This window comes from Brevundimonas sp. Root1423 (assembly GCF_001426805.1).
The window spans coordinates 71,942-98,935 of the sequence record NZ_LMFL01000012.1; the positions used below are offsets into that span (position 1 = coordinate 71,942).

Sequence of the window (26,994 nt, forward strand, 5' to 3'; positions counted from 1 at the left end):
GAACCGGGTGGTCTGCGGGGGCAGGCCCGAACTGTCATCCCGATATGGTACAGGCCCCGAGTTCGAGTACGGCGCCGCATGGGGACTCCCCGTGCTCGCCGAGTGTGGGGTCAGACGCCATGGCGTTGGATACAGGCAGCGGGTCCGACGAGTTCCGGGCTCATCCTGAATGGAAGGACGTCGTTCCGTCGATCACGGACGCGGCGACCCTCGGCGACGGCCTGCGCGTGGCCCGCGAGCAGTCGGGCCGGTCCCTCGCCGAGCTGTCCGCCGTCACCCGCGTGCCCGCCCGCTATCTGACCGCGCTGGAACAGAACGATTTTTCGACCCTGCCCAACCGCGTCTTCTCCATCGGCTATGTCCGCGCCTACGCTGATGCGTTGGGGCTGGACGAGCAGCTGGCCGTCGAACGCTTCAAGCGCGAGACCCCTGACCCCTCGGTGCCGCTTCAGGCGCCCGTCGGCGTCGCCTTCGAGGAGGTCCGCCGCTATTCGCCCCGCCTGATCGCCGCCGGTCTGGCGCTGGTCGTCGCCGTCGTCGGCTGGAACGTCTTCCAGCGCGTCAGCCTGATGCGCGCGCCCCAGCCGTCCGACATCGCCGCCGTGCCCGAAAGCTGGTCGCTGGGCGAGGTGCCGGGCCAGTCCCTGCGCCTGTCCGCGCCACAGCCGGCCCCGCCCGACCAGACCATTCCGGCCCTCTATGTCACCCCCGGCCTCGAGGCCGAGCTGACGGGCGTCGACCCGACCTCGCCCGCGGGTCTGGCCGCCGCCGCCGCCTCCTCGGCCCCGCCGGTTCAGCGCGCCTTCAACCCGCGCGGCGCCATCTACGGCGCCTCGGCCAGCGCCTCCCAGGTCGTCATTCAGGCCCGCAAGGCCGCCAGCCTCGTGGTCCGCATGGCCGATGGCCGGGTTCTGTTCGCGCGCCAGCTGGCGGCCGGCGATGCATGGCGCGCCCCGATCGGCCTGTCCGCCGTGGTCGACGCCTCGTCCGACTTCGCCGACTTCGACGTCTATCTGAACGGCGAGCACGGCGGCACGCTGACAGCTGAACAGACCCCCCTCAGCCAGCTGAGCGCCCGCGCCCAGACCCTGGCCCGCCAGACCGCCGCCGAGGCCGCCGCCCGCGCCCAGGCCGCCCAGGCCGAGGCCCAGGCGCGCGCCGCCACCATCCAGCCCGCCATGGCCGTCACCCCGGCCGGCTGATTGCGTCAACGCGCGTCGTGGCCTTGCCGCAATCGAAGGCCTATGTTGCGCCGTCATGAGCGCTGACCATTCGCACATCCGTCCCTGGCGTCACATCGAACGCCGCAAGAGCCGCCAGATCATGGTCGGCTCCGTGCCTGTGGGCGGCGATGCACCGATCAGCGTCCAGTCGATGACCAATACGCCGACCTCGGAGGCGGCCGCGACCATCGACCAGATCCGCCAGCTGGAAGAGGCCGGGGCCGACATCGTCCGCGTCTCCTGCCCCGACGAGGAATCGACCGCCGCCTTCCGCCAGATCGTGCGCGAGGCCAGGGTCCCGCTCGTTGCGGACATCCACTTCCACTACAAGCGCGGCATCGAGGCGGCCCAGGCCGGCGCCGCCTGCCTGCGCATCAACCCGGGCAACATCGGCTCGCCCGATCGCGTCCGCGAGGTCATCCAGGCCGCCAAGGACCATGGCTGCTCGATGCGGATCGGCGTCAACGCCGGCTCGCTGGAACGCGAACTGCTCGAGAAATACGGCGAGCCCTGCCCCGAGGCCATGGTCGAGAGCGCCCTCAACCACGCCCGCATCCTGCAGGACCACGACTTCCACGAGTTCAAGATCTCGGTGAAGGCGTCCGACCCCTTCCTGACCGTCGCCGCCTATCAGCAGCTGGCCGAGGCCATCGACTGCCCCCTGCATCTCGGCGTCACCGAGGCGGGCCCGCTGCGGTCGGGCACCATCAAGTCGGCCATCGGCATGGGGAACATGCTGTGGGCCGGCATCGGCGACACCATCCGCGTCTCCCTGGCCGCCGATCCGGTGGAGGAGATCAAGGTCGGCTTCGACATCCTCAACGTCATCGAGACCGTCGGCATCCTCGAAGAGAAGCTGGCCCATGTGACCACGCCGATGTCGCTGTCGATCATCGGCTGCGTCGTCAACGGACCGGGTGAAGCTCTGTACACGGACGTTGGCTTCACCGGCGGCGGCAAGGGCGCCGGCATGGTCTATCTGAACGGCAAGATGGCCCACAAACAGGCCAATGAGGGCATGATCGACGAGATCGTCCATCTGGTCGAACAGAAGGCCGCCGAACTGGACGCGGCGCGTGCGCTTCAGGCTCCGGCCCCGGTCCTCGAACCCGCCGAATAGTCCGGCGTCTGCTGCAAAGGCGACCATGAAGCTCTACGTCACTGCTCCGTCCCCCTTCGCCCGCAAATGCCGCATTGTGGCGCGCGAGAAGGGCCTGATCGACCGGATCGAGGAGATCATGGTCGACCCCTACGCCAACACGCCCGAACTGCTGGCCGCCAACCCCATCGTCCAGGCCCCGACCCTGATCGCCGAGGATGGCCTGCCGGTCACCGACAGCCCGGTCATCTGCGAATACCTGGACGGCATCGGCTCGGGCCCGCGCCTCCTGCCCGACGGCGCCGGGCGGCTGCGCGTGCGGCGCATGGAGACACTCGCCAACGGCGCGCTGGAAATGGGCGTCAAACTTCTGCTGGAGATCCGTCGGCCCGAAAACGAGCGCTCGCCGTCGTGGATGACGCGCTGGACCGCCAACATGGCCCGCGCCCTCGATGCGCTTGAGGCCGCCCGTCCCGACGCCGCCCGGCTGGACATGGGCGTCATCACCGCCGGCTGCGCCGTCGCCTGGATCGGCTTCCGCCATCCGGACTTCGACTGGCGCACGGGCCGCCCCCATCTGGTCGCCCTGCACGACGCGATCGAGGACCGTCCCAGCTTCTCCGAAACCCGGCCCGGTTGAGCGCTTCGATCACGCTCCGGTGATTGACGAAGCGTCACCGTAAATGCCAAACAGGCCGCAGGTCCGCCGGGGGGCGGACCTGTAACCATTTGGGGGCTTCCATGATTTCCAACCGTTCCGTGCGCTTCGGCGCGCGTGCGCTCGCGCTTGTCGGCGTGGCGCTGTCGCTGCCCGCCTGCGCCACCATCACGCGCGGCTCGAGCCAGGAGTTCACTGTCACCAGCGAGCCTCCCGGCGCCCGCGTCTCGACCTCGAACGGCTTCCAGTGCGACGCCACCCCCTGCACCTTCCGCATGCCGCGCAAGGACGAGTTCCGCGCGACGGTGTCGATGGACGGCTATGCGGCCCAGACCTTTGACATCAAGAGCGGCATCTCGGGCGGCGGCGCGGCCGGTCTGGCCGGCAACGTCATCTTCGGCGGCATCGTCGGCGGCGTGGTCGACGCCTCCTCGGGCGCCCTGAACGACCTCACGCCGAACCCACTGGTCGTGACCCTGCGCACCCCCGCCGAACAGGCGCGCTGGGACGCCGAACAGGCCGAGATCGCCCGTCAGGCCGCCGCCGCTTCAGCCGCCACCGGCCGTCCGAACTAGATTTTCGGCATCGCGAGCGAGGGCGGGATCGGCGCAGGCCGGTCCCGCCCTTTTCGTATCAGGCCAGCACGCCCGCCAGCTGCAGCCCCTGGAAGACGGACAGCATCAGCAGCACCGCGCCCACCGCATAGGCCAGCACCTTCCTCGGCACCCGTTTGGTGATCAAGCCCGCGAACGGCGCGGCGACCAGCCCGCCGACCACCAGCCCTCCGATCGCCGATGCATGGTGCTCCAGAGCGCCGGCATCCTCCCAGTGCCCCGTCAACAACGACCAGACGAAGGTCGCGCTGATGGCCACGGTCAGAAAGAACTCGGCCGTATTGGCCGTGCCGATCGCGCGGCGCGGCTCCTGACCGGCCCCGACCAGGGTCGAGGTCACGGTCGGTCCCCAGCCGCCTCCGCCTACGGCGTCGAGGAAGCCGCCGATCAGGCCCAGCGGCCAGGTGACCCACGAGCGAATGTGCTTGATCAGGATGTCATGGCCGGCTCGCCACAGGATGTAGAGCCCCATCAGCCCCAGATAGGCGATGACGAAGGGCTTGATGACGTCCCCCTCTATCCCGGCCAGCACATAGGCCCCCAGACACCCGCCGATCACCCCGGCGATCGCCAGCGGAACCAGCAGCCGCCAGTCCACATTCCTGTGCGCGATATGGCTGCCTGCCGAGGCCGCGGTGGTGAAGACCTCGGCCCCATGCACGCTTGCCGAGGCCATGGCCGGCGGCACGCCGAACGCCAGCAACACCGAGGACGAGATCACCCCATAGGCCATGCCCAGGGCGCCATCGACCGACTGCGCCAGCACCCCGACGACGAAGAACAGCAGAAAGGTTTCCATTCAGCCCGATCGATCAGCCCCGGTTCTCTCCGCAAAGCTTGGCGGCGCCTTTGGTTGCCTGCTCATGCCGCCACCGCACCGCTCGCGACCGTCCGCGCGATTGCGTCCAGCACGTCGCGCCCGCCATAGGGTTTCAGCACCAGAGCCGTCGCCAGCCGCGCGTGTCGCGCTGCGGCCTCGACATTGCCGGTCAGGAAGATGACCGGGACGCCCCAGGTCTGCGTCAGCGTTCTCGCCAGATCGACGCCGTCGCCATCTCCGGCCAGATTGATATCCAGCAGAGCCAGATCGACGGCGTGCAGTCCCGCCGCCGTCCGGGCGGCGTCCGCGTCCGAAAATGGCCCGACCACGCCGTGCCCCGCCCCCGTCAGCATCTCGGTCAGGTCCGAAGCCATGCCGGGATCGTCCTCGACCACCATCAGGGTCAGGGGGCGATGCGACGCGGCTGGATGGCGGATGTCCGGCGTCGTCCCGCCGTGTCGCGTCAGCACCGCGCGCAGGTCGCGCCACACCTCCGCAGGAGGACGCGATCCGTCGAGATCAAAGATCCGCGCCATGCCCGCCAGTTCGACCAGAGCCTCTTCTCCGGGCGGCGCCGGCGGATCCGCCAGCAGCCCGTCGTATCTGGCGCGCAGCCGGTCCAGTTCAGCCCCGTTTCCGATCGTCGCGTTCAGCGTTCCGTCAAACATTCGCCCTCTGCCTGCTGCCCGGCCCTGACCTAGGCGCCCGGTTTGGCCGGCGAAACCTTTGCTGACAGGCTTGTGAGGCCGGGTCACGATCACGCCATCCCGCCGCGACCGCCTTCCTCGACAGCCGGGGACCCACTGGGCTATGCCTCCGGCCCGTTTCGTCCAACAGGATATCCGCCCCTTGCGACTGCCCCAGGCCCGTCTCGATCAGGTCCTCGACCGCTTCCACCAGGTGGAGGCGCGGATGGGCGCTGCGTCCGACGGGGCCGAGATCGTGCGCCTGTCGAAAGAGCACGCGGAGATGAAGCCCGTGGCCGACGCCGTCATGGCGCTGGCCAAGACCCGCGCCGAAATGGCCGATCTGGAGGCCATGGCAGCCGATCCCGAGATGGCCGAAATGGCCGCCGAGGAACTGCAGACCCTCAAGGAAACCCTGCCCGACATGGAGCGGGACGTGGCTCTTCTGCTGGCCCCGCGCGACGCCGACGAGAACGCCTCGGCCGTGCTGGAAGTCCGTGCGGGCACCGGCGGCGACGAGGCCGCCCTGTTCGCCGGCGACCTGTTCCGCATGTACTCCCGCTACGCCTCCACCCGCGGCTGGCGGGTCGAGCTGGACTCGGCCACCGAGGGCGACGCCGGCGGCTACAAGGAAATCATCGCCACCGTCACCGGCGACGGCGTGTTCGGCCGGCTGAAGTTCGAAAGCGGCGTCCACCGCGTCCAGCGCGTCCCCTCGACCGAGGCCCAGGGCCGCATCCATACCTCGGCAGCCACAGTCGCCGTCCTGCCCGAGGTTGAGGACGTCGAGATCGACATCCAGGACAAGGACATCCGCATCGACACCTTCCGCGCCTCCGGCTCGGGCGGCCAGCACGTCAACAAGACCGACTCCGCCGTGCGCATCACCCACTTCCCCTCGGGGATCGTGGTCACCTCGTCCGAGAAGTCGCAGCACGTGAACCGCGACAAGGCGATGAAGAACCTGCGCGTCCGCCTCTACGACATGCAGCGGCAGGCCAAGGACAACGCCCGTTCCGACGCCCGCAAGTCGCAGGTCGGATCGGGCGACCGCTCGGAACGCATCCGCACCTACAACTTCCCGCAAGGGCGTGTGACCGACCACCGCATCGGCCTGACCCTGCACAGCCTGCCGCAGATCCTCGAGGGCGACATCGACCCCCTGCTGAACGCCCTGATCGCCGAGGATCAGGCCGCGCGTCTGGCCGATCTGGAAGCCGAGTTCGGCTGAAGCGCGCATGGTTTCTCCCTCCCCTTCATGGGGAGGGATGTCGGCGCGAAGCGACGACAGGGTGGGGTAAGCCTGAAATTCCCCACCCGGTCGCTGCGCGACCACCCTCCCCATGAAGGGGAGGGAGACGCCCGCCTTACTGGCTTCTGATCTTCCGCTTCAGCAACCGGTCCGACAGCGCCTCGGCGTGCCGCATGGTGAACGCCAGCGCCGCCGGATTGCCGCGCTTGGGCCCGACGGTATCGGCCACCACCGCCCCGCGCTCGCCGATCGCCAGCGGATCGCCGGTCGTCGTGTCGATCGCCGTCTGGTGCTCGATCTCGGCGTTCAGCTCGGCGCCCATCAGGATGATCTGCACGCTCAGCCAGGTCCACAGCAGGAAACCCATCATCGCCGCCAGCGGGCCATAGGAGGCCGTGCGCACGAAGGTCTGCAGATACCAGCTGAAGATCAGCGACAGGGTCAGGCTCAGCAGCGCCGCGAAGATCGCCCCCGGCGTCAGCCACCGCCACCGCGCCTTCTGGCGGCACGGCCCCATCCGGTAGATCAGCGTCAGGGCCGCGATATAGACCAGCAGCAGCACCGGCCACCGGAACGGCGCCAGATAGCTCCACTCCGCCGCCCAGCCGAACACGCCCAGCACCAGCGGCACGCCCACGATGATGCCCGCCGTGATCAGGATCGAGGCCAGCCCGCCGACCGTGAAGGCCATGCACATCAGGTTGTACTTGACGATGTGGCGCTTCTCGACCTCGTGATAGGCGACGTTCAGCCCGTAGAAGAGCACCTTGATCGCCCCGTTCGCGGTCCACATCGACAGGGCCAGGGTCCAGACGAGGGTGAAGGTCAGCTGGGTGTTCGAATTCTCGGCCAGACGCTGCATCTCGCCGGACAGGAACTGCGCCACGCCCGATGGCATCACCGAATAGAGGAAGGACACCCGCGCCGCTGCGTCCGTGGGATCGGCGAACAGGCCGTAGACCGTCACGAAGGCCGCAAGGGTCGGAAACAGCGACAGCATGACGAAGAAGGTCACGCCCCCGGCCAGAAACCCGATCCGGTCGCCGAAATAGGACATCCCCAGCCGCCAGAAGATGTCGACCCAGCCCTTGTGCGGAATATGTTCGGGCCGCTGCGCCAGCCGGCCGCGTCCGGGTTCCTTCGCCTCGAAATCCTCGGGCGTGGGCGCGCGCGGCGGCAGCGGCTCCGGCCGCTTCTGCCTCAGCTCGATCCCGTATTTGTGGCCGCGCGTATACAGCAGATGCGCCGCGCCCGCCCCGGCGGCCAGCCCGCCTGCGATGGCGCCGGCGATCCCCCACGGCCCGAGGCCGCCCCCGCGCCCTCTCTTGTGTCCCGACTGACTTCGCATCGCGCGACAACGGCTCCGGCCGGGACCGCGTTCCGCCCCGCTTCGACTTGAAATCTGCGGGCGTCCGCGTCAAGCGAACAGAATGACCGACGCCGTCGTCACCGCCCTCTGGCGCCATCCCGTGAAAGGCTTCACGCCCGAACCGCTCGCCGAGGCGCGGTTGCAGGCCGGCGGCTGGTTCCCCGGCGACCGGATGTACGCCGTGGAGGACGGCCCCACCGGTTTCGATCCCGCGGCCCCGACGCAGCTGCCCAAGACGCGCTTCACCGTCCTGATGCGCGATCCGTCGCTCGCCCGCGTCCGCACCCGCTGGGACGAGCCGACCGATGTGATGACGGTGCAGGCCGACGGGCATCCCGACCTCGCCGTCCGCCTGTCCGATCCGGACGACCGGACCCGCTTCGACGCATGGCTGACCGACTTCCTCGGCGACGCCGTCGACGGCCCGCTGAGGATCATCCCCGCCGGCGACCGCCATCGTTTCATGGACAGCCGCAACGGCTTCGCCTCGGTGCTGAACCTCGCCAGCGTGCGTGATCTCGAAGCCCGCATCGACCGCCCGCTCGACCCCCTCCGCTTCCGCGCCAACATCTGGGTCGAGGGGCTGGAGCCCTGGGTCGAGAATGGCTGGAGCGGACGCCACATCACCGTCGGCGGCGTCGCCCTGAAGGGCGTCAAGCCGATCACCCGCTGCGCCGCCACCCACGCAAATCCCGAAACCGGTGAACGCGACATCGATGTCTGCGCTTCACTGTTCGAACAGTACGGCCATGTGCTGTGCGGCCTGTACGTCTCGATCGGGACGGCAGGCCGCATCGCCGTCGGCGACCCTCTGGAGATCCGGCCATGACCGCCCCGACCCTCGTCACCGCCTGGAAGGCCGCCACCGCGACCCTCAAGGCCGGCCGCATCGACAGTCCCTCGATCGACGCCCGCCTGCTGCTGGAGGTCGCCACCGGCGCGACCCGCACCGACATCCTCGCCGACCCCTATCGCGAGGTCACCGCCGATCAACAGACCCAACTCGACGCCTATGTCGAACGCCGCCTGCGCCGCGAGCCCGTCTCGCGCATCCTCGGCAAGAAGGGCTTCTGGAAGATCATGCTGAACGTCACCCCTGACGTGCTCAGCCCGCGCCCGGACACCGAGGCCATCCTCGACGTCGTCATGCTGGCCTTCCCGCCGAACCGCGCCTTCGAGATGATCGACCTGGGCACCGGCTCCGGCGCCATCCTGCTGGCCACCTTGGCCGAACGCGCCGGCGCGCGCGGCGTCGGCACCGACATCTCGTCCGAAGCCCTGGCTGTGGCGAAAGAGAACGCCGCCAACCTCGAACTCGACAACCGCGCAACCTTCCTGCGCACCGAATGGGCCGCCGGCTTCGGCGACGACAGCTTCGATCTGGTGGTCTCCAACCCGCCCTACATCCCCTCGGGCGACATCCCCGGCCTCGACCCCGAGGTCCGCGACCACGACCCCTTGCTGGCGCTGGACGGCGGCCCCGACGGTCTGGTCGCCTACCGCGAACTGGCGCCCGAGATCCGCCGCATCCTCCGGCCCGAAGGGATCTTCGCCGTCGAGATCGGCTGGGACCAGGGCCCGCAGGTCAAGGCCCTGTTCGAGGAAGCGGGCTTCGCCAACGTGATCATCGTCAAGGACCTGTCCGACCGCGACCGGGTGATCACCAACGGCCCCGATCCGCGCACCAATCCCATTCCGAAGATGTAGGCGGCCCAAAACTTCCCCTTGGAAAGCGGCTCCGCCCGCGCTAAGTCTTCATCTGTCTCCCACCCAAAACGCACGCCTTGGTCCGCTTCTGGCCCATCCACGCGCGCTCAGGGCAGTGACGGTCGGGCCGGGTCGCCCGGCGGACCACGGGGCGGCAACGGATTTCCGATCACATCGTCAGCGGGGATTGGCCCCGGAACGAAGCGGAACGACCAGACGGACAGCGCCCGCGGCCCTCGCCCCGGACCGTCCCTCATACAAAGCACGGTAGCCTCCGATGAGAGATTTCAAGGGCATGAAGCGTCAGCGCGGACGCAACAGGAAGCCCGGCAGCGGCGGCGGAAACAACAACGCCAACGCCACCAACCCGAACCGTTCGTGGGACTCGCAAGGTCCCGAGAACATCAAGGTCCGCGGCAACGCCCAGACCGTCTACGAACGCTACATGCAGCTGGCGCGCGACGCCTCGGCCGCCGGCGACCGCGTTCTCGCTGAAAACTACACCCAGCACGCCGAACACTATTTCCGCGTCCTGCGCGCCCTGCAGCCCTCGCGTCCCGTCTCCGAGATCGCCCAGCGCGAACTGGCCGGCCAGGGCTTCGACATCGATTTCGAGGACGAGACCGGCGCACAGGCCGCCGCCATCATGGCCGCCGAAAAGGTGGAGGCCGACCGCCTCGCCCAGATCGAGGCCCGCCAGCGAGAGAACGAGGAACGCGACCGCTCCGGCGATCGTCAGGGCGAGCAGCCCCGCCGCGAATGGCGCGACCGCGACGACCAGCCGCGCGCCGACCGCGAACCGCGCCCTGAGGGCGAGGCCGGAACCAACCCCGACGGCAGCCGCCGCGAGACCCGCCGCGAGCGCTGGGAGCGCCGCCAGCTGGAACGCAACGCCCGCTTCGACCGCGAAGGCGGCGATCGCCCCGAGGGCGACGCTCCGCCCTCGGACGAAGCGCCCGAAGCCCGCGCCGAAACCGTTGAACAGGCGGACCGGCCCGAGCGCGCGGAGCGTCCGGCCCGCGCCGAACGCGCCGAGCGCCGCCCGCGCCGCGACGCCGGCGTGGCGACCGACGATGGTCCCTCGGCCCTGCCCGGCTTCCTGACCCGTTCGGCCGCTCCGGCGCCCGCGCCCGTCGAGACCTCCGCTCCGGCGGACGCCTCGGAGGAAGCCCCCACGCCCAAGCGCCGCGCCCCGCGCCGCAAGGTCGAGGCTCCCGCCGAAGACTGAGGCCCTCTCCCGCGAGCCCGGCGTGCTTGACGCCGGCCTCGCGGACTGGCCCAAAGAGCGCCCGACCCCAAGCGGAGCGCCCATGCCCAGCCTGTCGCGATCCCCGGCCCTGATCGCCCTCGCGGCCCTGACGCTGGCCGCCTGCGCCAGCGCTCCGCCGCCGCCGCCGCCGCCCTCCGGCGCCGGTCCCGCCCTGCGCGACTGGCGCAGCGTCGTCACCGCATCCGACCGCGACCGCTACCTCCGCCGCGACGCCGCCTGGTCGCTGGCCCTGCAGCAGGCGCGCCGCCAGACCGGCTCGGGCGACCTCCGCTCGCTCGGCGATCTGATCGCCCCCGACATCCGCCGCGCGCCCGTCGCCCCGCCGCCCGGCGACTACCGCTGCCGCACCGTCAAACTGGGCTCGCAGGGCGGCGAACAGGGTCTCGGCTATGTCGTCTACGGCTGGTTCTCCTGCCGCATCGAACAGACCCCGCGCGGCCTGAAATTCTCGAAGGTCACCGGCAGTCAGCGCCCCTCGGGCCTGCTCTTCCCCGAAAACGACCGCCAGATGGTCATGCTCGGCTCCCTCGCCCTTGCCGAGGAGCCCGCCGCCAACTCCTACGGCCAGCGCCCCGACCGCGACCTGATCGCCGTGCTGGAGCGGATCGGCGACCGCCGCTGGCGTCTGGTCCTGCCTTGGCCCCAGGCCGAGTCCAACCTCGACGTGATCGAACTCATCCCCGCGTGACGAAGCCGCCGGCCCCGAAACCCCGCAAGCCGCGGGCGAAACCCGCGCCGACCACCGAGGCTCCAAAGCCGCGGCGACCGCGTGCTTCCGGAAAATCCGCGCCCGAAACCCTCGACATCCCGCCGCCGCCCCGCCGCGCCCGCCCCGCCGACATCGCCGTGATCGGCGCCGGCCCCACCGGCCTCGCCGTCGCCCTGATGCTGGTCAGGCAGGGCCGCCGCGTCATGGTCCATGAGCGGTTCGCCACGCCCCGCCCGGTCGGCGCAGGCTTCCTGCTCCAGCCCACCGGCCTGCACGTCCTCGACGGGCTGGGCCTCACCCCGCAGGTCGAGGCCCTCGGCCAGCCCATCGACCACATCTTCGGCCGCGAGGCCCGGCGCGGCCGGGTGGTTCTCGATGTCCGCTACAGCGATCTGAAGAAGCCCCGTCAGGCCATCGGCATCCACCGCGCCGCCATGTTCTCGATCCTGTACGACGCCTGCGTCGAGGCCGGCGTCGACTTCGAGACGGACCGCGAGATCGTCGCCGCCGACGCGGGCCGCCTGACCGACAGCAGCGGCCGCCGCAGCGCCGCGCCGTTCAATCTCGTCGTCGACGCCTCGGGCGCGCGCTCGGCCATCGCCGCCGGCATGGGCGTGGAGCGGCGCGACCTCGCTTGGGGGGCCCTGTGGACCACCGTGCCCTGGCCCGGCGCGCCCTTCGATCCGACGGCGCTGGAACAGGTCTATCTGGGCGCCAGCCGCATGCTGGGCGTCCTGCCCAGCGGCTCCCTGCCCGGCGATCCGGCCCCGCTTGCCACCTTCTTCTGGAGCCTCAAGACCGAGATCTGGGCCGACTGGCACGCGCTGGGGCTCGATAGGTGGAAGGAGCACTGCCTGCGCCTCTGGCCTGAGCTGACGCCGGTCATGGACGCCATCACCGACCGCGAACAGATGACCCTCGCCTCCTACGGTCACCAGACCCTCGCCCGTCCCGTCGGGGACCGGCTGGCGGTGCTCGGCGACGCCGCCCATTCGACCAGCCCCCAGCTGGGTCAGGGCGTGAACATGGGTCTGCTGGACGCCTTGGCGCTCTCCGAGGCCCTGAAGCAGCACCGCGACCTGCCGACCGCCCTGAACGCCTACGCCCGCGCCCGCCGCTGGCACGTTCGCCTCTATCAGGCGCTCAGCCTCGGCTTCACCCCCTTCTATCAGGCGGACGGCCGCCTGTTGCCCTGGGTCCGCGACCATCTGCTGGGCAAGGTCGCGCGCCTGCCCTTGGCCCCGCGCCTGCTGGCCGCCACGGTCGCGGGCGTCCTGCTGGACCCCCGATCGTCACATGGCGGCTGAACCCCTCCGCGTCGCAACCGTTTGCACGGTGCAGCCCCAGGGAAATCCCATGCGAACACTCGTCGCCGTCGCCTCGCTCGCCGCCCTTCTCGCCGCCTGCGGAGAGACCGCCCCGCCCGCCGCCGGTCCGGCGGCGCCCCCGGCTGACGTCGACACCTCGTCCCCGGCCCCGATGCGGCCCGGGACCCCCGCCGCCCCCGGCCAGACACCCGCGCCTCCGGCAGAGGGCGAACAGGGCGGAACCGCCGACTGGCGTCAGGTCGTCTCGGCCGCCGACGCCGCCAATCTGGGTCGTCTCGATCAGGCCTGGCGGCTTGGCCGGGCCGAGGCCGAGGACAACGGCTTCGCGGACAAGGTCGAGGCGCTGGGACCGCTCGTCGACCCCAATGCCGGTCAGGCCGGCCGTCTCCAGCCCGCGCCCGGCGCCTACCGCTGCCGTACGATCAAACTTGGCAGCAACTCTCCCGGCGGCCTCGCCTATCTCGAATACCCCTGGTTCCGCTGCTCGGTCGAACTGACCCCCGGCGGCGACCTGATCCTGACCAAGACCAACGGCTCGCAGCGCACGCGCGGCCTGCTTTATCCGGACACGGACAATCGCCTGATCTTCGTCGGCGCCCAGGCGTGGGGCGCGGACGAGACGGGCTACCCCCGCTACGGCCAGCAGCCGATCCGGGATCAGGTCGGCGTCTTCGAACGCATCGGCTCGAACCGCTGGCGGCTGGTCATTCCGTGGCCGAAGGTCGATTCCAAGCTCGAGATTCTCGAACTGACGCGCTGACGCCCTTGACCCCCGGACCGCCCGCGGCGACTCTGGTCGCGCGGGCGTTTCCGCCAGCCTCAGGGGGTCCCAATGCGCGGTACAAGCATCACCATCGGCTCGATTGCACTGGTCGTCGTCATCGCCGCCATCGCCCTGATCGGCCTGCCGACCTACAACGTCTATTCGAAGCAGATGCAGGGCAAGGCGGCCTATGAGCAGGCCGTGCAGGACCGCCGCATCCGGGTGCTCGAGGCCCAGGCCGCCCTCGACTCCGCCCAGCTGACCGCCCAGGCCGAGGTCGCCCGTGCCCGCGGCACCAACGAGGCCAATCGCATCATGGCCGAAAGCCTCGGCGGCCCGGACAACTATCTGCGCTGGGCCTATATCGACATGCTCAAGGAAACCGCGGGCAAGTCGGGCCGCGAAACCATCTACATCCCCACCGAGGCCGGGATGCCGGTGCTGGAAGCGGGCCGCGTCTCACGGCGCCAGACGGCCGAGTAGTCAGGCCGGCTCGGCCTCGGCCAGGATCAGCTGGTCGACAAAGGCCGCCAGCGTCGCCTGGGTGAAGGGCTTGGCCAGACGCGGCAGGCCAAGGCTCAGGCGGCGCCCCTGATCCGCCACATCAGCATAGCCGGTGACCACGCCGATCGGCAGGCCGGGCCGCGATTCCAGCATGCGGCCCGCCATCTCCGACCCGCTCATCCTCGGCATGACCTCGTCAGTGATGACAAGATCAATTCCGGGGTCTTTCTGCGCCGCCGCCAGCCCCTGCCTGGCTGACTCCGCCGCGACCACCGTATGGCCGAGGTCTTCCAGCATGGCGACCGTATTGGTCAGCACCAGCCTGTCATCGTCGACCACGAGGATACGCAGCCCCCTTCGGCCCGATGCCGGTTTCGGCGCACCCGAAGCCACCTCCGCCGTCTCATCCTTGCCCGCGACGGGCAACCAGATATGGGCGGCGACCCCTTCCCCTTCGCGGCTGGTCAGGCCAAAACGGCCGCCTGATTGCTCGGCCAGCCCGTGCACCATCGACAGGCCCAGACCGGTGCCCTTGCCCGCGCCCTTGGTGGTGAAGAAAGGCTCGGTCGCACGCCGCAGCGTCGCCTCGTCCATACCCTCGCCGGTGTCCTGAACGCTGATCCGCACGAAGGCAGCGTCGCCCGGGACCTCCGTCATGGAACCGGCGCCCGCCACCGGTTCGGCCGAGATGGTGATCGCCCCGCCGCGCGGCATGGCGTCCCGCGCATTGACCACCAGATTCAGCAGCGCCGCTTCCAGCTGGTAGGGATCGGAGTGAGCCCGCGGCAGGCCCGGCGAAAAGCGCAGCGCCACCTCGACGTTCGGTCCGATGGTTCGGTCGATGAACTCCGACATCCCGCGAACCAGCACGGGAACGTCGACCGCTCCGAAAGTCAGTTCCTGTTTGCGGGCGAACGACAGCATCCTTTGCGTCAGGACAGCGCCCCGCTCCGCACCCTGGATGGCGTTGTCGATCAGCGGCGTGACCCGTGGATCGTAGTCCAGCCGTTTGCGCACCAGCTCCAGACTGCCCATCACGGCCATCAGAAGGTTGTTGAAGTCGTGGGCGATCCCGCCGGTCAGCTGGCCGATGGCTTCTATCTTCTGCGACTGGAACAGCGCCTCCCGGGCGTCTTCCAGCGCGCGCTGCGCCTCGACCCGTTCGGTGACGTCGCGCGTGATCTTGGCGAACCCCAGCAGCCCGCCGTCCTCGTGCCGGATAGCGTCGATGACGACATGCGCCCGGAAGCTGGTCCCGTCCTTGCGGACCCGCAGGGCCTCGGTCTCGAACCGCCCTTCCCGGGCCGCAACGGCCAGCGCTTCGTCCGGCGCGCCCGAGGCCCGGTCCTCCTCGGTGTAGAAGGCCGAGAAATGCCCGCCGATGATCTCCTCGGGCCGATAACCCTTGATGCGCTGCGCGCCCGCATTCCAGGTCGTCACCCGTCCCTGCGGGTCCAGCATGTAGATGGCGTAGTCGGTGACGCCCTCGACCAGCAGGCGGAATTCCTCCTCGCTCTTGCGCAGGGCCTCGGCCGCCAGCTTCCGCTCGGTCAGGTCGCGCGTGATCTTGGCGAAGCCGATCAGCCCGCCCTCGGGCGACCGGATGGGGTCAATGACGACATGGGCCCAGAACCGGGTCCCGTCCTTGCGGACGCGCCAGCCCTCCTGTTCAAAACGCCCTTCGGTCGCGGCCTGATGCAGGGCCTGCGCCGGCACGCCGGTCGCCCGGTCCTCATCAGTATAGAAGCGCGAAAAATGCTCGCCGACGATCTCCGCCGGCGTATAGCCCTTGAACCGCTCCGCCCCGGCATTCCAGCTGGCCACGTGTCCGCCGGCGTCCAGCATGTAGATGGCGTAGTCAGTGATCGCGTTCACCAGCAGGCGATAGCGGTCACCGTCGATCGGCCCGGAGGTCGTCGCGTCTGTCATTTCGCCCCCTGACAACGCGCAGCCCGCGCGAAAGGCGCGGCTTGAACGATTGCCGCGTCCTGATGGTTCCTACAACGCCGCCGTCAGACCCTGGTCAGCCGCAGGTCGTGGTAGTCGTACGAGAAGTCCGCATCCGGACTGACCGCCTTCATCGTCGCCGAGACGGGGGCCCCGTTCTCGACCTTGAAGGTGATGAACAGGTCCTCCTCCCGCCGGTCGGTGAACCGCGTCCTCAGGGTGTCGCCGTCATACGGTTCCAGCGGCCCGTTCAGCGCCGGCGTCCGGCTGAACGTCAGCCACAGCACCACGTCCCGCGCCTCGATGGTGATGTCGCCATACCAGGGATCGCGCCAGGTGCCGCGATAGGCGGACAGCGGCAGGGACGGCGGCGCGCCCGCCGCCTGTTTGGCGTCGATCTCCGCCGCCGCCGCGATCGATTTCGCGTCGCCCTCGGTCTTCAGCCGCACGCCGTCCGCGACCCAGTCGAAGTCGGCCTTGCCCATGATGATGTCGGTGATGCCGCTGCGCAGCGCCCGTGTCAGGAAGCTCTCCTCGGCGTTGGTGAAATAGCTGAAACCGGCGTCCCGCCCGGGGATCAGCACCGTGCCCGAGATGAAGCCCGGCGCCCCGCCGCCGTGGGTGATCATGCGCTCGCCGCGATAGTCCTGCACCTGCCAGCCCGTCGCATAGGTCGAGGCCACAGCCCGGTTCGGCAGCTGCGCCGTCGGCCCGGCCGAGTTCGAGATCAGGATGTTCGGCCGCCACATCTCGTTGGCCCGCGCCTCGGAATAAAGCCGCGTCCCGTCCGGCAGGGCGCCGCGCGCCAGCTGCACCGCGATCCACTTCGCCCAGTCCACCGGATTGGTGACGAAGCCGCCAGCCGCCCCGGCCGCCGCCCAGTCCCAGACCTCCTGGATCGACTGGCCGATGTTCTTCATTTCGCCCTGATACCGCAGCGGCGGTCCGATCCGGCCGTTCGGCAGGGCCGACTTCGCCGGGTCCGCCGCCGTCATCAGCGGCAGGGTCTCGCTCATGCCCAGACGGTCGAGGATCCGCGTCTGGACGAACTGCTCCCACGGCATGCCCGAGGCCGCCGCCACCACCTCGCCCGCGGCCACGAACATCAGGTTGCAGTAGTGGTAGGTGGTGCGGAAGCTGTCCTCGATCGGCACATGCGGAATGGCCGCCATGATCTCGGCCCGCGTCCGGTCGCTGTTGGGCCAGAACAGCAGGTCCCCGGCGCCCAGGCCAAACCCGATCCGGTGACTGACCAGATCGCGCACCGTGACCATGTCGTTCAGCTCGGGCTTCGACAGGCTGAAGCCGGGCAGATACGTCCGCACCGGCTCGTCCCACTTGACCTTGCCCTCGTCGATCAGGATCGCCAGCGCCGCGCAGGTCACCGCCTTGGTGTTCGAGGCGATGGCGAACAGGGTGTGCTCGTCCACCGCCGCCCCGCCGACCGCCCGCGCGCCGTAGCCCTTCGTCAGCACCGCCTGCCCGCCCTTGACCAGCGCCACCGATACCGCCGGCTGGTCCGGGAAGGCCGCCATCGTCCGCGTCACATAGGCGTCGACCTGGTCCGCCAGCGCCGCGCTGTCGTTGGCGGGCGCCTGCGCCCACCCCGTCGACGGCAGGGCGGCCGCTCCGGCCACGGACGAAACCAGCGCCGCGCGGCGGGTGAGACGTATGGACATGCAGGGGCTCCGGACTGAACTCGGCGCCGACGCTAGCCCGCGCCCCGCCCCTGCGCCAGACCGCCCCGCCCTTGTGTGATCCGATCGCCACACCCAGATTTGCCCCGTCTCAAGGCGTCGCTTCTGAAAGGGCGTTCTTGGGCGCACACTCCGCCTGAACAGGGGACACGCCGTGAATCTCGACCTCTACTCCGATCGCGCCAAACAGGCCGTCCAGTCCGCCCAGTCGCTGGCCCTCGCCCGCCGCCACCAGCAGTTCGCCCCCGAACACCTGCTCAAGGTCCTGCTGGAAGAGCGCGACGGCCTCGCCCGCAACCTCATCACCGCCGCCGGCGGCGACCCCGCGCGCGCGGAAACCGCCACCGAAACCGCCCTCAAGAAGCGCGCCCAGGTCTCGGGCGGCTCGGGCCAGCTCTATCTCGACGGCGACACCGCCCGCGTCTTCTCCTCCGCCGAGGAAGCCTCGAAGAAGGCCGGCGACGCCTTCGTCACCACCGAACGTCTGCTGGGCGCCATCGCCCGCGAGGGCGGCGTCGCCGCCGAGGTGCTCAAATCCGTCGGCGCCACGCCCGAGAAACTCGACGCCGCCATCGCCGAGGTCCGCAAGGGCAAGACCGCCGACAGCGCCGCCGCCGAGGATGGCTACGACGCGCTCAAACGCTACGCCCGCGACCTGACCCTGGCCGCCCGCGACGGCAAGATCGACCCCGTCATCGGCCGCGACGAGGAGATCCGCCGCACCATCCAGGTCCTCGCCCGCCGCNCTCAAACGCTACGCCCGCGACCTGACCCTGGCCGCCCGCGACGGCAAGATCGACCCCGTCATCGGCCGCGACGAGGAGATCCGCCGCACCATCCAGGTCCTCGCCCGCCGCACCAAGAACAACCCCGTCCTGATCGGCGAGCCCGGCGTCGGCAAGACCGCCATCGTCGAGGGTCTGGCCCTGCGCATCGTCAACGGCGACGTGCCGGAGTCCCTGCGCGACAAGGTGGTCATGGCCCTCGACATGGGCTCCCTGATCGCCGGCGCCAAATACCGCGGCGAGTTCGAGGAGCGGCTGAAAGCCGTGCTGGCCGAGGTCACCGCGGCCGAGGGCGGCATCATCCTGTTCATCGACGAGATGCACACCCTGGTGGGCGCCGGAAAGGGCGACACACCGCTCGGCAGCCCCCGCTCGCTCGCCCCTTCCTCCGCCATCCGGANCGCGGCGAGTTCGAGGAGCGGCTGAAAGCCGTGCTGGCCGAGGTCACCGCGGCCGAGGGCGGCATCATCCTGTTCATCGACGAGATGCACACCCTGGTGGGCGCCGGAAAGGGCGACGGCGCCATGGACGCCTCCAACCTGCTCAAGCCCGCCCTCGCCCGCGGCGAGCTGCACTGCGTCGGCGCCACCACGCTGGATGAGTACCGCAAACACGTCGAGAAGGACGCCGCCCTCGCCCGCCGCTTCCAGCCCGTCTTCGTCGAGGAGCCCAGCGTCGAGGACACCGTCTCCATCCTGCGCGGCATCAAGGAGAANGGCGTCTCCACGGTCAGGTCAATGCGGTCGAACATCGGACCCGAGATGCGGTTCTGATAATCGCGCTGGCAACCGCGGCGAGTTCGAGGAGCGGCTGAAAGCCGTGCTGGCCGAGGTCACCGCGGCCGAGGGCGGCATCATCCTGTTCATCGACGAGATGCACACCCTGGTCGGCGCGGGCAAAGGCGACGGCGCCATGGACGCCTCCAACCTGCTGAAGCCCGCCTTGGCCCGCGGCGAGCTGCACTGCGTCGGCGCCACCACGCTGGATGAGTACCGCAAGCATGTGGAGAAGGACGCCGCCCTCGCCCGCCGCTTCCAGCCCGTCTTCGTCGAGGAGCCCAGCGTCGAGGACACCGTCTCCATCCTGCGCGGCATCAAGGAGAAGTATGAGGTCCACCACGGCGTGCGCATCAGCGACAGCGCCATCGTCGCAGCCCGGCCGTCCGCGACGCGGNTTCCAGCCCGTCTTCGTCGAGGAGCCCAGCGTCGAGGACACCGTCTCCATCCTGCGCGGCATCAAGGAGAAGTATGAGGTCCACCACGGCGTGCGCATCAGCGACAGCGCCATCGTCGCCGCCGCCACCCTCAGCCACCGCTACATCACCGACCGCTTCCTGCCCGACAAGGCGATCGATCTGATCGACGAGGCCGCCTCGCGCGTGCGTATGGCGGTCGACTCCAAGCCCGAGGCCCTGGACGAGATCGACCGCCGTCTGGTCCAGCTGAAGATCGAGCGCGAGGCCCTGAAGAAGGAGGACGACAACGCGTCCCGCCTGCGCCTCGAAAAACTCGAGGACGAGATCGCCGACCTCGAGGGCCAGTCCGACGACCTGACCGCCCGCTGGAAGTCGGAAAAGGAAAAGGTCGGCCAGGGCGCCCAGCTGCGCGAAACCCTCGACCGCCTGCGCGCCGAACTGGCCGCCGCCCAGCGCGCCGGCGACCTGGGCCGCGCGTCAGAGATCGCCTACGGCCAGATNAAGGAAAAGGTCGGCCAGGGCGCCCAGCTGCGCGAAACCCTCGACCGCCTGCGCGCCGAACTGGCCGCCGCCCAGCGCGCCGGCGACCTGGGCCGCGCGTCAGAGATCGCCTACGGCCAGATCCCCCAGATCGAGAAACAGCTCGCCGAGGCCGAGGCCGCGGAATCGTCCGGGTCCGGACCATTGACCCCGGAAGTGGTCGACGCCGAACAGATCGCCCAGGTCGTCAGCCGCTGGACCGGCGTCCCGGTCGACAAGATGCTGGAGGGCGAGCGCGAAAAGCTGCTCAAGATGGAGGACGCCCTGTCCCGCCGCGTCGTCGGCCAGAACGAGGCCCTCGCCGCGTCTTCTTCTTCGACGAGGCCCACCTGCTGTTCAACGACACGCCCGACGCCCTGCGCGAAAAGGTCGAGCAGGTCGTGCGACTGATCCGCTCCAAGGGCGTCGGCGTCTATTTCGTCACCCAGAACCCGGCCGACATTCCCGACAGCGTCCTGGCCCAGCTCGGCAACCGCATCCAGCATNGCCGCTGGACCGGCGTCCCGGTCGACAAGATGCTGGAGGGCGAGCGCGAAAAGCTGCTCAAGATGGAGGACGCCCTGTCCCGCCGCGTCGTCGGCCAGAACGAGGCCCTCGCCGCCGTCTCGGACGCCGTGCGCCGCGCCCGCGCCGGGCTGAACGACCCCAACCGCCCGCTGGGCAGCTTCCTCTTCCTCGGCCCCACGGGCGTCGGCAAGACCGAACTGACCAAGGCCCTGGCCGAGTTCCTGTTCGACGACGAGGCCGCCATCACCCGCATGGACATGTCGGAGTATATGGAGAAGCACAGCGTCTCCCGCCTGATCGGCGCCCCTCCCGGCTATGTCGGTTATGACGAGGGCGGTGCCCTGACCGAGGCCGTCCGCCGCCGCCCCTATCAGGTCGTCCTGTTCGACGAGGTCGAAAAGGCCCACCCCGACGTCTTCAACGTCCTGCTGCAGGTGCTGGACGACGGCCGCCTGACCGACGGTCAGGGCCGGACCATCGACTTCAGGAACACCCTGATCATCATGACCTCCAACCTCGGCTCCGAGGCCCTGGCCGGTCAGGGCGAGGGCGACGACGTCGAGAGCGTCCGCCCCTATGTCATGGAACAGGTCCGCGGCCATTTCCGCCCCGAGTTCCTGAACCGCATCGACGAGATCATCCTCTTCCGCCGCCTCGGCCGCGACCAGATGTCGGGCATCGTCCGCATACAGCTTTCCCGGTTCGAGAAGCTGCTGGCCGACCGCCGGCTGACGTTGTCGCTCGACGACGGCGCCTACGCCTGGCTGGCTGACAAGGGCTACGACCCGGTCTATGGGGCGCGGCCGCTGAAGCGGGTGATCCAGAAGGATCTGGTCGATCCGATCGCGCGGAAGCTGCTCGCGGGCGAGATCGAGGACGGGTCGGTGATCGCCGTGTCAGCGGGGGATGGCGGGCTGGAGATCGGGAAGGCGCGGGTGCATTGAGGAGCTACAGCGCTCCTAGGGAGCCTGTTCCAAACACGTGGCTTGACAACGAATGGTGGCGTTGCGCAGCTGAGACATTAGTTTAGGCGGGCGATAGTTCTGAGCGATCTCCAAAACAAGCAGACCTCACCGTTCAGCTGGCTCAGAAAAAACCGAGTCGCTGTAGCGCTGACAATCGTGGTTGCCGCCGCCGGTACATTTTGGGGTGCGCGTGAGATTGTTCGGACCACACAGCAGGACCTGGTGGGGGCTTACGGCTTCTTCATCGGCTTGTGGGGCTTGGTGATTTCGGTCGCGGGGTTTTTCATTACTTGGTGGCAACTGGTAAAAACACAGTCAGCAGCTTCGGCAGCAGCTAACGCCATCGTTCGACTAAAAAAGGAATTTGGCTCATTTGATGTGGTCACCGAATTGCGAACAGCAAAAGCGGCTGCAGAGGACGCTGAAGCTCACGTCGGCGCATCGCGCTGGGCCGATGCCTCCTCCGCCTATAGTCGCGCTCGCGCAAGCCTTACAAAAATGGTATCCGTGAAAGATGGTCTTGCGAGCGAACAAGCTGATATCGCAAGAGATTTTATTACCACCTGTGTCGATGGCTATCACGCAACTCAAAAGCTCCTCGCCGACGCCAACGCCGATGTCTCTCTCGATCTACTGAAGTCTCGTCTAATAGATCTGGATACGTTTTTGATTGAGGTCGAGTTTAGCTTAAAGGCATCTATGAATGGCAACTAGCTCTGCGCAAATGTCCGAACTTATCGGAGCTATCCACTCCGAAACCATGGCCGGCAGGATGCCGTGGGGCCGTTCTGCGGAAAACGGAAAATTTCAGTCCCGCATCGGCGATTACGTCATCCAGCTACATTCAGCTCTGCCGTACGCGTCGCCTACGTCTGTGACCCCTGATTACCTTACTATCGCGGTGACTAAGATTGACGGCACTTCCGTAGAAATGGTTGGCGGAATGGGAAACGCCCTGATGACAGGTCGCCCTTCCCTGAGCCCTCAGGATAAAGCGAAGCTCAAAGACATTTTTGTCAAGATCAACACCACCAATCAAGACATTGAACAACTAATCAAACTCTTGAAATCGAAAGACTAGCGCGCCACCAGCCCCCGCGCACATGCCTCAGGCTGTCATCGATTACTGAGGCCGAGATCTAAACTTCCGACAGCGGCATCATCTCCACCGCCTCGCACGGGTCGACCACCCTCGAACAGCCGCGCCGCCGCCCTTCCTGTCTCCTCCCTGTCGCAGAGGGCGATGGCGAGGTGGACCGCCCGGGCGACTCAGCCCGGGTGGTGGAGGGGGCGGCGCCGGCTAAGGGTGATTGGCGGATGACAGGCTGACGCCTGCGCCGCCCCCTCCGTCACGGCGCGAAGGCGCGCCGCGCCACCTCCCCATTCGCTGCGCGAACAGGAGGAGACGATGCGACCAATCCGCCGCCAGCCAGACGACTTCGCGCGCCCAACCCCCTGATCCGTCACGCGATCCCGCGCACAGCAGCGTCATTTTCCAGCCGCAGGAACGGCCCGTGCGACACTGCCGCCCTGACCTTCGCCCGCGCTCTTTGACAACCGAATCCCGCGACCCGTCCCGGACGCTCCGGGCGGTGTTGTCCGCGCCCGCCCCGTGCGCCGGATGAGACTCATGAGACTCATGAGACTGTTTTTTCCGCCGCCCGCGCCGCGCGCTCCGCCCATAGAAAAAGGCCCCGGCGTTTCCACCGGGGCCTCGTTCAGTTCAGCTCAGTCGCCGCTTAGCGACGGCTGCGACCGCGATCGCGATCGCCGCCGCCTTCACGCTTCGGACGGCCGCCGGTGTCGTCCGACAGGGCCGGTTCACCGCGTTCAGCGCGCTCGGCGTTGATCTTGTCGGTGATGTCCCATCGACAGCTTGGTCTTGCCGCGATCGTCCATGCCCAGGAACTTGACCTTCACTTCCTGACCTTCGGTCAGGACGTCGGCCGGGTTGGCGACGCGTTCCAGGCTGATCTGCGACACGTGGACCAGACCGTCCTTGGCGCCGAAGAAGTTCACGAAGGCGCCGAAGTCGACGACCTTCACGACCTTGCCCGAATAGATGGTGCCGGGCTCGGGCTCGGACACGATCGACGAGATCCAGTTCTTGGCCGCGTCGATCTTCTCTTGGTCCGAAGCAGCGATCTTCACCGTGCCGTCGTCCTCGATGTTGATCTTGGCGCCGGTCTTTTCGACGATCTCGCGGATGATCTTGCCGCCGGTGCCGATGATGTCGCGGATCTTGTCGGTCGGAACCTTGATCGACTCGATCTTGGGCGCGTACTCGCCCAGCTCGGTGCGGGCGCCGTCGATGGCCTTGTCCATCTCGTCGAGGATGTGCAGGCGGCCGGCCGAAGCCTGGGCGATCGCCTTGCGCATGATCTCTTCGGTGATGCCCGCGACCTTGATGTCCATCTGCAGCGAGGTGATGCCTTCGCGCGTGCCGGCCACCTTGAAGTCCATGTCGCCCAGGTGATCTTCGTCACCCAGGATGTCGGACAGGATGGCGAACTCGCCCGAGGGCTCCAGGATCAGGCCCATGGCGATGCCCGAGACGGGACGCTTCAGCGGCACGCCCGCGTCCATCAGCGCCAGCGACGAACCGCAGACCGTGGCCATCGAGGACGAACCGTTGGACTCGGTGATCTCCGACACCAGACGGATGGTGTAGGGGAACTCTTCCGCCGACGGCAGCATCGGACGGATCGCCCGCCAGGCCAGCTTGCCGTGACCGATTTCCCGACGGCCGGGAGGGAAGTTGTAGTGCAGCAGGAACTTCTCTTTGTACGTCCCCGACAGGGCGTCCACGTACTGCTCGTCCTCGCCGGTGCCGAGCGTGGCGACGACGATGGCCTGGGTTTCACCGCGGGTGAACAGGGCCGAGCCGTGGGTGCGCGGGAAGACGCCGACTTCCGAGACGATGTCCCGGACCTTGTCCAGGGCGCGGCCGTCGACGCGGTGGCCGTTGTCGATGATGTCGCGGCGCAGGACGTGGGCTTCGCATTCCTTGAAGGCGACGCCGAACTTGGCGGCGTCGACGCCGTCCGGGTTCTCGTCGGTCTTCACCAGCTTGGCGGCGGCGGCCTTCTTGGCCACGTCGACGCCGTTGCGGCGCTCGTACTTGCCGGCGTGGGTGTAGGCGGCCTTGATGTCCTCGCCGACCAGCGACTGGATCGAGGTGACGATGTCCGACACGTCGTCGGGCTGGAAGTCGAAGGGCTCCTTGGCGGCGTGCTCGGCCGATGATGGCGTCGATCACCGGCTGCATGCCGCGGTGCGCGAACATCAGGGCGTTCAGCATGATCTCTTCCGACAGCTCCTTGGCTTCGGATTCGACCATCATCAGGGCGTCCTGGGTGCCGGCGACGACCAGGTCCAGCTGCGAGTCGGGCAGTTGGTCCAGCGTCGGGTTCAGCACGAACTCGCCGTCGATGTAGCCGACGCGCGCGGCGCCGATCGGGCCCATGAAGGGCACGCCCGAGATGGTCAGGGCGGCCGAGGCGGCGACCATGCCGACCACGTCCGGGTCGTTCTCCATGTCGTGCTGCAGCACGGTGATGACGACCTGGGTCTCGTTCTTGAAGCCCTTGACGAACAGCGGGCGGATCGGGCGGTCGATCAGGCGGCTGACGAGGGTTTCCTTCTCGGTCGGACGGCCTTCACGCTTGAAATAGCCGCCCGGGATCTTGCCGGCGGCGAAGGTCTTTTCCTGGTAGTTGACGGTCAGCGGGAAGAAATCCAGGCCCGGCTTGGGCGCGCGGCCGTAGACGACGGTGGCGAGGACGACGGTCTCGCCGTAGGTGGCCAGGACGGCGCCGTCGGCCTGACGGGCGATGCGGCCCGTTTCCAGCGTCAGCGGGCGGCCGGCCCAGTCGATCGTCTTGCGTTTGATATCGAACATGTTCGTCTTTCATATCCCGCGGGCGGATTCCGCGCGGGGTCCCATCAGTGGGTGGAGCGTCGGGCGTTCAGTCCTTCGGTCCATGGGCGTCCGCGCCATCGCGAACCGCCCGGGAGAAGAGGACCAGTATGGCCCTCGCGTCATGCGCCGTCATAAACCGCGGCGCGCGGCTGGTCTCTGGATGCGGAAAGAGGCGCGGACGTGGCCCGCGCCTCGAAACTCTTCCGCGATCTGCGCTTAGCGGCGCAGGTTCAGCTTGCCGATCAGGGCGGTGTAGCGCTCGCGATCGACCTTCGACAGGTGGTCAAGAAGGCGACGACGCTGCGAGACCATCTTGAGCAGGCCGCGGCGCGAGTGGTTGTCCTTCTTGTGGGTCTTGAAGTGTTCGGTGAGGTTGGCGATGCGTTCCGAAAGGATCGCGACCTGGACCTCGGCCGAGCCGGTGTCGCCGGCGGAGCGGGCGTTGTCGGCGATGACTTCGTTCTTGCGTTCAGCAGTAATCGACATCGGGAGGGCTCCTAAAGGAGGTTAAAAACGCGGTCGGGTTCTAGCCGGCCGGCCCGCAACTGACCGAGAGCGACGAGGGTCTGTCCGTGAAAGGCTGAAACGGTTCTGGAGCCATCCCGAAGGCGGCTTTTGAGCGTTTCGACCTGTCGGGGGAGCAGAACGATCGGTCGTCCCTGACGAAGCGAGAAGGCGTCTTGATCCGTCACGGCCAGCTCCGGGATGTCGTCCAGGGCGGTCGCAACGGGAAGCAAGCCTTCCGAGGCGGCGTCCCTATGCACCAGATCGGTCAGGAAATCCAGCGCCAGATCGCGGGCCAGCGACCGCACATAGACGCCCTTGCCCGTCCGCATGGTGATCTCGACGTGGTCCGCGTCGGGCGCGTCGGTGACCGCGGCCTCGTGGATGGTCACCCGGCGGCTGGCCAGTTCGAACTCGGCCCCGTCCCGGGCGAGGTCATAGGCGCGCTGGCCGTCCACCTTGATGGCGCTGAACTGCGGCGGAACCTGATCGATCTCGCCTACGAAGGCCGGCAGCGCCAGGCGCACGGCCTCGACATCGGGCCGCACGTCCGACCGGGCGGTGATCTCGCCCTCGCGGTCCAGGCTGTCGGTCGTGACGCCCCAGTTGATGGTGAAGCGATAGACCTTCTGCGCCTCCATCATGAAGGGCACGGTCTTGGTCGCCTCGCCCAGCGCGATAGGCAGGATGCCGCTGGCCAGCGGATCCAGCGTGCCGGCGTGGCCGGCCTTCTGGGCGTCGAACAGGCGGCGGACCTTCGACACCGCGTCCGTCGATCCCATGCCGTACGGCTTGTCCAGACAGACCCAGCCGTTGACGATCTCGCCCTTCTTGCGGCGGCCCATCAGGCCGGGCCGTCCTCTTCCGCGTCGTCATCCTCGAACGGCGACACATAGACGTCGGCGCGGACGCGAGGGTCGTCCAGCAGCC

23 protein-coding genes and 8 pseudogenes are annotated in these 26,994 nt (G+C 68.6%); 22 read left to right on the top strand and 9 right to left on the bottom strand.

Annotated features, from left to right (window positions below):
• Positions 1-119 precede the first annotated feature (119 nt).
• From ASD25_RS07585 to ASD25_RS07600, 4 genes are all read left to right on the top strand, one after another.
• Positions 120-1,202, top strand: a complete 1,083-nt coding sequence (locus ASD25_RS07585; protein ID WP_056615816.1) for a RodZ family helix-turn-helix domain-containing protein — start codon at positions 120-122, stop codon at positions 1,200-1,202.
• A gap of 55 nt (positions 1,203-1,257) precedes the next feature.
• The gene (gene ispG / locus ASD25_RS07590; protein WP_056615819.1) at positions 1,258-2,343 is read left to right on the top strand and encodes a flavodoxin-dependent (E)-4-hydroxy-3-methylbut-2-enyl-diphosphate synthase; all 1,086 of its coding nucleotides are present in this window, start codon (positions 1,258-1,260) and stop codon (positions 2,341-2,343) included.
• Positions 2,344-2,368: 25 nt separating this feature from the next.
• A complete protein-coding gene (locus tag ASD25_RS07595; protein ID WP_056615822.1) occupies positions 2,369-2,962 on the top strand; it encodes a glutathione S-transferase N-terminal domain-containing protein in 594 nt (197 codons plus the stop codon).
• A gap of 101 nt (positions 2,963-3,063) precedes the next feature.
• Positions 3,064-3,555, top strand: a complete 492-nt coding sequence (locus ASD25_RS07600; protein ID WP_056615824.1) for a hypothetical protein — start codon at positions 3,064-3,066, stop codon at positions 3,553-3,555.
• Positions 3,556-3,613: 58 nt separating this feature from the next.
• On the opposite strand, the gene ASD25_RS07605 is transcribed toward ASD25_RS07600, so the two are convergent.
• Positions 3,614-4,393: a sulfite exporter TauE/SafE family protein gene (locus tag ASD25_RS07605; protein ID WP_056615826.1), complete on the bottom strand. Its 780-nt coding sequence runs from the start codon at positions 4,391-4,393 to the stop codon at positions 3,614-3,616.
• Positions 4,394-4,455: 62 nt separating this feature from the next.
• On the bottom strand, positions 4,456-5,082 hold the full coding sequence (locus tag ASD25_RS07610; RefSeq protein WP_056615830.1) for a response regulator: 627 nt from the start codon (positions 5,080-5,082) through the stop codon (positions 4,456-4,458).
• Between the two features lie 181 nt (positions 5,083-5,263).
• Between ASD25_RS07610 and prfA the strand changes: the two genes are divergently transcribed.
• Positions 5,264-6,331 (top strand): peptide chain release factor 1, encoded by a 1,068-nt coding sequence (prfA, locus tag ASD25_RS07615; RefSeq protein ID WP_056615833.1) that lies wholly within the window; start codon positions 5,264-5,266, stop codon positions 6,329-6,331.
• 136 nt (positions 6,332-6,467) lie between these two features.
• Here the strand turns inward: prfA and ASD25_RS07620 are convergent, their stop codons facing one another.
• Positions 6,468-7,700: a YihY/virulence factor BrkB family protein gene (locus ASD25_RS07620; protein ID WP_056615836.1), complete on the bottom strand. Its 1,233-nt coding sequence runs from the start codon at positions 7,698-7,700 to the stop codon at positions 6,468-6,470.
• 82 nt (positions 7,701-7,782) lie between these two features.
• Between ASD25_RS07620 and ASD25_RS07625 the strand changes: the two genes are divergently transcribed.
• The 7 genes from ASD25_RS07625 to ASD25_RS07655 all read left to right on the top strand — a co-directional run bounded on the left by ASD25_RS07625 (position 7,783) and on the right by ASD25_RS07655 (position 13,981).
• Positions 7,783-8,550 (top strand): MOSC domain-containing protein, encoded by a 768-nt coding sequence (locus tag ASD25_RS07625; protein ID WP_056615838.1) that lies wholly within the window; start codon positions 7,783-7,785, stop codon positions 8,548-8,550.
• Entirely contained in the window at positions 8,547-9,428 is an 882-nt protein-coding gene (gene prmC / locus ASD25_RS07630; protein WP_056615841.1) for a peptide chain release factor N(5)-glutamine methyltransferase, read from the top strand. The genes ASD25_RS07625 and prmC overlap by 4 nt, the downstream gene beginning before the upstream one ends.
• A 277-nt stretch (positions 9,429-9,705) precedes the next feature.
• On the top strand, positions 9,706-10,656 hold the full coding sequence (locus tag ASD25_RS07635) for a DUF4167 domain-containing protein (protein ID WP_056615843.1): 951 nt from the start codon (positions 9,706-9,708) through the stop codon (positions 10,654-10,656).
• An 82-nt stretch (positions 10,657-10,738) separates the two neighbouring features.
• Complete coding sequence (locus ASD25_RS07640) at positions 10,739-11,386, top strand: DUF4893 domain-containing protein (protein WP_056615846.1); 648 nt, start codon at positions 10,739-10,741, stop codon at positions 11,384-11,386.
• Positions 11,383-12,714 carry an NAD(P)/FAD-dependent oxidoreductase gene (locus tag ASD25_RS07645; protein WP_200943567.1) on the top strand — a complete coding sequence of 444 codons (1,332 nt, stop codon included), beginning with the start codon at positions 11,383-11,385 and terminating at the stop codon, positions 12,712-12,714. The genes ASD25_RS07640 and ASD25_RS07645 overlap by 4 nt, the downstream gene beginning before the upstream one ends.
• A 49-nt stretch (positions 12,715-12,763) precedes the next feature.
• Complete coding sequence (locus tag ASD25_RS07650; protein WP_056615849.1) at positions 12,764-13,495, top strand: DUF4893 domain-containing protein; 732 nt, start codon at positions 12,764-12,766, stop codon at positions 13,493-13,495.
• A 72-nt stretch (positions 13,496-13,567) separates the two neighbouring features.
• A complete protein-coding gene (locus tag ASD25_RS07655; RefSeq protein WP_056615851.1) occupies positions 13,568-13,981 on the top strand; it encodes a hypothetical protein in 414 nt (137 codons plus the stop codon).
• Here the strand turns inward: ASD25_RS07655 and ASD25_RS07660 are convergent, their stop codons facing one another.
• Positions 13,982-15,931 (bottom strand): PAS domain-containing sensor histidine kinase, encoded by a 1,950-nt coding sequence (locus tag ASD25_RS07660; RefSeq protein WP_056615854.1) that lies wholly within the window; start codon positions 15,929-15,931, stop codon positions 13,982-13,984.
• A gap of 83 nt (positions 15,932-16,014) precedes the next feature.
• Positions 16,015-17,628 carry a serine hydrolase gene (locus ASD25_RS07665; protein WP_056615857.1) on the bottom strand — a complete coding sequence of 538 codons (1,614 nt, stop codon included), beginning with the start codon at positions 17,626-17,628 and terminating at the stop codon, positions 16,015-16,017.
• A gap of 172 nt (positions 17,629-17,800) precedes the next feature.
• Here ASD25_RS07665 and ASD25_RS30235 point away from each other — a divergent pair.
• The 3 genes and pseudogenes from ASD25_RS30235 to ASD25_RS07685 all read left to right on the top strand — a co-directional run.
• On the top strand, positions 17,801-18,391 hold a 591-nt coding region (locus ASD25_RS30235), incomplete at its 3' end, for a Clp protease N-terminal domain-containing protein (RefSeq protein ID WP_304439649.1).
• A 1-nt stretch (position 18,392) separates the two neighbouring features.
• Positions 18,393-18,831, top strand: a pseudogene (locus tag ASD25_RS30240) (AAA family ATPase); the annotation flags it as partial.
• Position 18,832: 1 nt separating this feature from the next.
• Positions 18,833-19,146: pseudogene (locus ASD25_RS07685) on the top strand (AAA family ATPase); the annotation flags it as partial.
• A gap of 1 nt (position 19,147) precedes the next feature.
• On the opposite strand, the pseudogene ASD25_RS33105 reads toward ASD25_RS07685, so the two are convergent.
• Positions 19,148-19,194 (bottom strand): annotated as a pseudogene (locus tag ASD25_RS33105) (hypothetical protein); the annotation flags it as partial.
• 26 nt (positions 19,195-19,220) lie between these two features.
• Here ASD25_RS33105 and ASD25_RS07690 point away from each other — a divergent pair.
• The 7 genes and pseudogenes from ASD25_RS07690 to ASD25_RS30260 form a co-directional block, all read left to right on the top strand.
• Positions 19,221-19,604 (top strand): annotated as a pseudogene (locus ASD25_RS07690) (ATP-dependent chaperone ClpB); the annotation flags it as partial.
• Between the two features lies 1 nt (position 19,605).
• Positions 19,606-20,126 (top strand): annotated as a pseudogene (locus tag ASD25_RS30250) (ATP-dependent chaperone ClpB); the annotation flags it as partial.
• A 1-nt stretch (position 20,127) separates the two neighbouring features.
• Positions 20,128-20,490: pseudogene (locus ASD25_RS33110) on the top strand (ATP-dependent chaperone ClpB); the annotation flags it as partial.
• Between the two features lie 32 nt (positions 20,491-20,522).
• The coding region (locus tag ASD25_RS31200) for a helicase HerA-like domain-containing protein (protein WP_369816563.1) at positions 20,523-20,651 on the top strand (129 nt) is incomplete at its 3' end.
• A 1-nt stretch (position 20,652) separates the two neighbouring features.
• Positions 20,653-21,617: pseudogene (locus ASD25_RS07700) on the top strand (AAA family ATPase); the annotation flags it as partial.
• A 177-nt stretch (positions 21,618-21,794) separates the two neighbouring features.
• On the top strand, positions 21,795-22,352 hold the full coding sequence (locus tag ASD25_RS30255) for a hypothetical protein (protein WP_156389216.1): 558 nt from the start codon (positions 21,795-21,797) through the stop codon (positions 22,350-22,352).
• A gap of 10 nt (positions 22,353-22,362) precedes the next feature.
• Positions 22,363-22,719, top strand: coding sequence for a hypothetical protein (locus tag ASD25_RS30260; protein ID WP_156389217.1), 357 nt, complete (start codon positions 22,363-22,365; stop codon positions 22,717-22,719).
• 749 nt (positions 22,720-23,468) lie between these two features.
• Here ASD25_RS30260 and pnp read toward each other — a convergent pair.
• The 3 genes and pseudogenes from pnp to truB all read right to left on the bottom strand — a co-directional run bounded on the left by pnp (position 23,469) and on the right by truB (position 26,909).
• Positions 23,469-25,539, bottom strand: a pseudogene (pnp, locus tag ASD25_RS07705) (polyribonucleotide nucleotidyltransferase).
• Positions 25,540-25,776: 237 nt separating this feature from the next.
• On the bottom strand, positions 25,777-26,046 hold the full coding sequence (rpsO, locus tag ASD25_RS07710; protein WP_056615879.1) for a 30S ribosomal protein S15: 270 nt from the start codon (positions 26,044-26,046) through the stop codon (positions 25,777-25,779).
• A gap of 11 nt (positions 26,047-26,057) precedes the next feature.
• Entirely contained in the window at positions 26,058-26,909 is an 852-nt protein-coding gene (gene truB, locus ASD25_RS07715) for a tRNA pseudouridine(55) synthase TruB (RefSeq protein WP_056615882.1), read from the bottom strand.
• Positions 26,910-26,994 lie beyond the last annotated feature (85 nt).